Annotated in this window: 6 protein-coding genes; 5 read left to right on the top strand and 1 reads right to left on the bottom strand. The window is 66.5% G+C overall.

Features of this window, described 5'->3' with window-relative positions; all coding sequences use genetic code 11:
- The coding region (locus QZV94_RS22695; protein WP_293682378.1) for a hypothetical protein at positions 1-379 on the bottom strand (379 nt) is incomplete at its 3' end.
- Between the two features lie 735 nt (positions 380-1,114).
- Here QZV94_RS22695 and QZV94_RS22690 point away from each other — a divergent pair.
- The 5 genes from QZV94_RS22690 to QZV94_RS22670 form a co-directional block, all read left to right on the top strand.
- Positions 1,115-1,480, top strand: coding sequence for a single-stranded DNA-binding protein (locus tag QZV94_RS22690; RefSeq protein ID WP_293682376.1), 366 nt, complete (start codon positions 1,115-1,117; stop codon positions 1,478-1,480).
- 103 nt (positions 1,481-1,583) lie between these two features.
- Positions 1,584-1,775 (top strand): hypothetical protein, encoded by a 192-nt coding sequence (locus QZV94_RS22685; RefSeq protein ID WP_293682373.1) that lies wholly within the window; start codon positions 1,584-1,586, stop codon positions 1,773-1,775.
- Between the two features lie 303 nt (positions 1,776-2,078).
- On the top strand, positions 2,079-3,026 hold the full coding sequence (locus QZV94_RS22680; RefSeq protein ID WP_293682370.1) for a hypothetical protein: 948 nt from the start codon (positions 2,079-2,081) through the stop codon (positions 3,024-3,026).
- Entirely contained in the window at positions 3,023-4,888 is a 1,866-nt protein-coding gene (locus QZV94_RS22675) for a hypothetical protein (protein ID WP_293682367.1), read from the top strand. Before QZV94_RS22680 ends, QZV94_RS22675 begins: the two co-directional genes overlap by 4 nt.
- A partial coding sequence (locus QZV94_RS22670; protein WP_293682364.1) for a hypothetical protein occupies positions 4,869-5,482 on the top strand: 614 nt, incomplete at its 3' end. The genes QZV94_RS22675 and QZV94_RS22670, both read left to right, overlap by 20 nt.

The following is a 5,482-nucleotide window of genomic DNA, read 5'->3' as shown; positions in this document are numbered from 1 at the left end:
GCAGGGCCTGTAGTTCCGCCGTGCGAGCATCCTGGGCCTTGCGCTCCGCATCGTGTGCCCGCGACCGCTCTTCGCTGACTTCCTGCGCGCACCAGGGGCAGAGAAGCCGATATCCCTCCGCCCACGGCTGTCCCCTCATGAGGTCTCCCATGTGGTTGCGGCTACGGACCTCCAGCCCGTCGCCGCACCGGTCGCATTTGAAATCGCCCACGACTGATCCGCCGAGTTTGAGCAACTTGGCTGGATGGGGGCGTCCGGTGGCGCCGAGCGCTAGGTCCGTCGCGCTCACGTCCGGGAGCATCCAGTATGCATAGAAGGCCGCATTGATACGCGTGGACTTGTCGCTGATCGACGCGAACCCTCGCGCACAGGCGCTCATTTCCTCTCGCAGCGAGGCGATGCGCGCCTGGCTTCATGCACTTCGGCGACGAGTGCGATGAGCTTGTCGAGTTGCGGTTCGTCCGGCTTCTCAAACATTCGGAACGATACCATCGCTCGCCGATTCTCCGAGGAACAGGCGCAACGCGACGCTCAGTCCTCGGCCGCAGCGGAGGCGAAGCAGCCCCGCTCGCATCGTCGCGCCATGGAGAGGTGCTAGCCCCGCCATTGGATCGGCGTGCTCGGTCAGGCAGGCGGTCAGCTCCGGTCCGAAGCTCTCGACGTCCCACACATCGATGGGTCGGTCCGCCACGCGGGTCTCCGGGGCGCCCTCGCCCGGCCGGGTGACCTCCCCCACCGCTGTCATGGTGGAGGTGAGGACAGAAGCCGAGCCACGGCAACCTTCCCCTCGGCTGGCGGATGGCGGCGGCCCCGGGGGGCCTGTGTTGGCCAGGCGCTTCGTCGTCGGCGTCTTCGCCGGGGTGGGCCGCGGCCGCCGACGGTCCCGCGCGATCAATCACGTAAACCTAGATCGGGTCGCTCAGGGTTCAAGCCGACCTCGCAGGCGAGGCGGTCGGGGCGGACCCTCCGGTCTTCGGCGCTGCGCGGCCTGCAGACCGGCTTCCACCCCTTCCGGGCTTCATCCCCTCGCTTGTCCCCGACCTGGGCGGTCTCGTGATCGCGGCAGGGACCGCGAGCCGTCCGGGCTCCTCCGGGCGGAAGACGGAGAACGACGATGATGAACCAAGTCCAACTGATCGGTTTCACGGGCGCCGAGCCGGAAGTCCGGACCACCCAAGGGGATAAGAAGGTCGCCACGCTGCGGGTCTGCACCAGCCGCTACACCAAGAAGAACGGCGAGCGGAAGGACTATCCCACCTGGCACCAGGTCGAAATCTGGAACCCGGCGACGGTGAACTGGCTGGCCTCCAAGGGCCTCGCGAAGGGCGCCAAGGTCTACGTCCAGGGCGAAATCCGCCACGACCACTACACCGACAAGGATGGCGTCGAGCGCTACTTCTCCAAGGTGGTCATCGCCACGCCGGGCCACGAACTAAAGTCGCTGGATCGGCCCGAACAGAGTCCCTCCGACGAGGACTAACTCCCAGTTGAGCGCGCCCGGCGCCCGCCGATGTAGCGGGCGCTGGGCACCATCGCTAAAGGTGAGTCAGCCCACTGTGTCTCGGCTGGGAGAGAGGTTCCGAGTGAACGACAAACTCAGCTTGACCGAGGTGCAGCGCCTGGCAGAAAACGCCAACAATCCCAATCCGCTGGTGGCTGGCCCCGCGCGCGACCGGCTCGTGGCGCTCGCGGAGCACGAAGACCGCTTCGAGGATCGTGAGGCGTGGGTCTGGGCGCAGCACCTGACACGCTCTTGGATCGCGCAATCACGATAGGCCCGCACTCGTTCGCATGCCTCATCGTGACTCTCTGGCGACGTTCGGAGCGTCTGCTTCCGGATCGAGTGCGAATACTGGGCCTCCACGAAGTCGTCGTGTGGGCGGATCGTGGGGATGGCGGCGAACCGGCACACGGAGCCCTAGGCAACGGTTCTCCAGCTGGGGAGCGAGTGTCACGTCAGGCTGCGCGGTCCCGTAACCAGATGACGGCACGGGCCCGCGGACTGCCGAGCTCCGCAGCGCTGCAGGTTCCCGGAATCGAGCTAAGGTGGCGATTCCTGAGACCTTGGCGCCCGAACCTTGAGTGAACCCGATGAGCAGATGTTGCGTCAGGCCTCCGTGGCTTCGCGCGCGTTGCTCAACAGGGGCGAGGTCTTCTGCGGCAGCCAGCTCTGGACGCTGGAGTTCTTCCGCCGGGCCCAACTCTGGATTGGCAACTTCGACGACGGCGACAAGCCGCTGGCGTCCGCGCTTCTGGACGGCTTCCTCTACTTTTCTGACAGTCATGCCACCCAGTTGATGGTCTCCGGCTTCCACGCGCTGAGCGCGCAGATCTCCCGCCTCGCCGCCACGGGCCGCGAGGCCCGTGGCGGCTGGACGGCGTTCTTCGACAGCCTGCTGCTGACGTATGTGGAGGGGGAGCAGCCGAACGCGACGGACAGCGGGCCGGAGTCGGCGCGCAAGTTCAGGATGGCGGCGGCGTTCCCATCGGGCCGCGCGCTGTCCCCCTACAGCGCCTTGGGAAGTCTGGTGCGCGGACCGCACAAGACCGTGGTGTTCGTGGACGACTTTGTGGGTTCGGGGAACCAGTTCATCTCCACCTGGAGACGCGAACGCGATTACGGTGACGCGCTGCCGAAGGTTTCCTTCGCCCAGCTGGTGCGCGACAATCCTGACGTGCTGGCCTTCTACTGTCCTTCCGTCTGCACGGCCTACGGGTTGAGGCGGCTGCAGGCGGAGTGTCCCGAAGTCCTGGTGAGCCCCGGCGCGGTGCTCGAAGACCGCCACGGGGTCATGCATCCACACTCCCTGGTCTGGCCGGATTCGATCCGAGCGGACGGACAGGCGTTCGTGCGGCGGGTGAGCCAGCGGCTGGGGCTTCCGGAATCGGACGGGGACGAGGAAGACTGGCGGGGCTTTGAGGCGCTGGGGCTGGCTGTGGCGATCCGAGACAGTATTCCCGACGCGAGCCTGCGCCTGTTCCACCTGCAGCAGGACGGCTGGGCGCCCCTGGTGAAACGGCGATGAGCGTCTCGTGGACGCCCGTCGACCGCGCCGCGCAGGTCGCCGAAGTGTTCGGCGGCTTTCGTGCGGAATGGCTGAGCGAGAACATTTTCAGCTATTTTACCCAGCCGGCCTACTTCCCCGAGCTGCAGACGCGCCGGCCCTGCGTCCTGGCCGGCGGGCGCGGCAGCGGCAAGACGACCGTCCTCTTGTGCCTCTCGTACGAGGGCCAGTTCGCACTTAACGGCCGCGATCCGGCGAAGGTAGCGGATTGGCCATACTATGGCGTCTACTATCGGGTGGACACGAACCGGGTCACCGCGTTCGCGGGCCCGGAGCTGAGCCGCCTCCAATGGCGCCGTCTCTTCGGCCACTACCTCAACCTGATCCTGGTGGGCCGGCTGCTGGATTTCCTGAGCTGGTGGGAGGAGACCGTGACCGCGGAGCCGGCCCTCACGCCGGGGGAATGCCGCCGGCTGGCCACCAGCCTGCACCTCGAGCCCTGCGCGACGCTCGCCGACCTGAAGCGTGCGCTGTTCGACGGGCAGCTTGGGTTCGAAGCGTATCTGAACAACATCGATGCGGCGGCCCTGCCCAAAGTGTCGCTCCAGGGTGCCCCGCTGCGCTACCTTACCGACCTGCTGGTCACCAAGTCGGGCTTCGAGGGCAAGCAGTTCTTCCTGCTGATCGACGAGTACGAGAACCTGCTGGAGGACCAGCAGGTGGTAGTGAACACGCTCATCAAACATTCCGGCGGGTCCCATACCTTCAAGGTCGGCGTGAAGGACCTGGGGTGGAAGTCGCGCGCGACCCTCAATCCGGACCAGATCCTGAACAGTCCGGCCGACTATGCCCTCGTGGACATCGGCTCCAGCCTCTCGGAGCCGGAGTTTGCGGCCCTGGCGCAGAGGGTCCTCAACAGCCGGCTCAAGCATGTCTTCCCCGAGCTGCACGACGTGGTCGACCTGCTTCCGGAGCTGCCGCTGGAGAAGGAGGCCGAGCTCCTGGGGGTCGATGAGCGGGTGGCGGGATTCGAAGCCGCCCTCGGCGACGAGAGGGCACTCTTGGTCTTCGCCCGGGGTCTGCGTCCGTTGCAGAGGTTCTTCATCCAGCTGTGGTCGGAGGCGCAGGGGGTTCCGATCCGCGACCTGGTCGCCGCATGGAAGCGAAACGGTACGGAATGGTCCACCCGTTACGAGAACAACAAGTACGCCATCCTATTCGCGATCCGGCGGAAGAAGGCGGGGACCCGCAAGTACTACAGCGGCTGGTCCGTCTATGTGAAACTGGCGGCGTCCAATCTGCGCTACCTGCTGGAGCTCAGTGTTCAGGCGCTCATCCTGAATGCCCGCGCGGGCGGGGAGGGGCCCGTGCCCCATACGCTTCAGACCCAGGCGGCCGAGGACGTGGCGGCGAAGAACTTCCGCGAGCTCGACGGGATGTCGATCCACGGCGGCCGCTTGGCCAAGCTCCTCCTTGGCCTCGGCCGAGTGTTCTATGTGATGGCGCGGCAGCCGGAAGGCCACGCGCCCGAGGTCAATCAGTTCCACTTTGGCGGCGAGGCGGTCGTGCCTGCGGAGCTTGCGCAGCTGCTCGACGACGGCGTCATGCACCTGGCGCTGGTGCGCTGGTCGGGGAACAAGCTGTCCCTCAACCAGGTCAATCAGTTCGACTACGCCATACATCCCATGTTCGCGCCGTTCTTCGTTTTCAGCTTCCGCAAGAAGCGCAAGATCAAGCTGGAGCCGGAGACCCTGCTCGCCTTGATCGAGCGCCCGCGGGACGCGATCTCGGCCCTGGTCCGACGGGTCGGGCGCACCGACGACGACGACCTTCCGGAGCAGCTCTCCTTGTTCGAAGGCTACTATGGAAGACCTGCGGCTTAGGCCGGTGTTCACGACGGTGCACGACGCCGTCGATGACTTCTCCCCGACGGGGGCGGCCGCCTATTTTTTCGCGGCAAGTGAAGAGGAACGCAGCCAGCACGTGGTCGGCCTGCAGGGCCGTGTGACGGGCGTGCGCTTCGTCCGGATCACCCAAACTGGGGATTACACGATCACCCTCGACGGGGCAGGCCCGGTGGCGCTGCGAAGCCAGGATGCGCTTCGGGCGGCCCTGGCCGCGCTCGATGTCCACCGGGTCTATGTCGACATGACGGGGATGAACCACAGCGTCTGGGCGCCGCTGGTGCGGACGGCCCTGGCGGCTGGGCTGGACCTGCAGGTGGTCTATGTCGAGCCGCGGTCGTACGCCTTCAGCAAGAGCCCTCGGGAAGGCGAATACTTCGAGCTCAGCGAGTCCAAGCGCGGGGTGGGACCGCTGCCCCTCTTCACCAGCCTCGCCCAGGTCCGGCGCGAGGACGTCGCGCTCGCCCCGCTGCTGGGCTTCGAGGGCGCGCGCTTGAAGTACATCATCGAGCAGGTCCAGCCGATGCGCGACCGCATCTTCCCGGTGGTCGGCATGCCCGGATTCCGCCCCGA

The organism is uncultured Phenylobacterium sp. (assembly GCF_902826855.1).
In the GTDB taxonomy this organism is placed as follows: Bacteria; Pseudomonadota; Alphaproteobacteria; order Caulobacterales; family Caulobacteraceae; genus Phenylobacterium.
The sequence above is the reverse complement of the archived record's forward strand: the minus strand, read 5'-3'. Positions and strand labels throughout refer to the sequence as shown.

Bases quoted from the DNA above. Each gene is read 5' to 3' on its own strand.
- QZV94_RS22675 (WP_293682367.1), top strand. From the start codon at position 3,023: ATGAGCGTCTCGTGGACGCCCGTCGACCGCGCCGCGCAGGTCGCCGAA.
- QZV94_RS22690 (WP_293682376.1), top strand. From the start codon at position 1,115: ATGATGAACCAAGTCCAACTGATCGGTTTCACGGGCGCCGAGCCGGAA.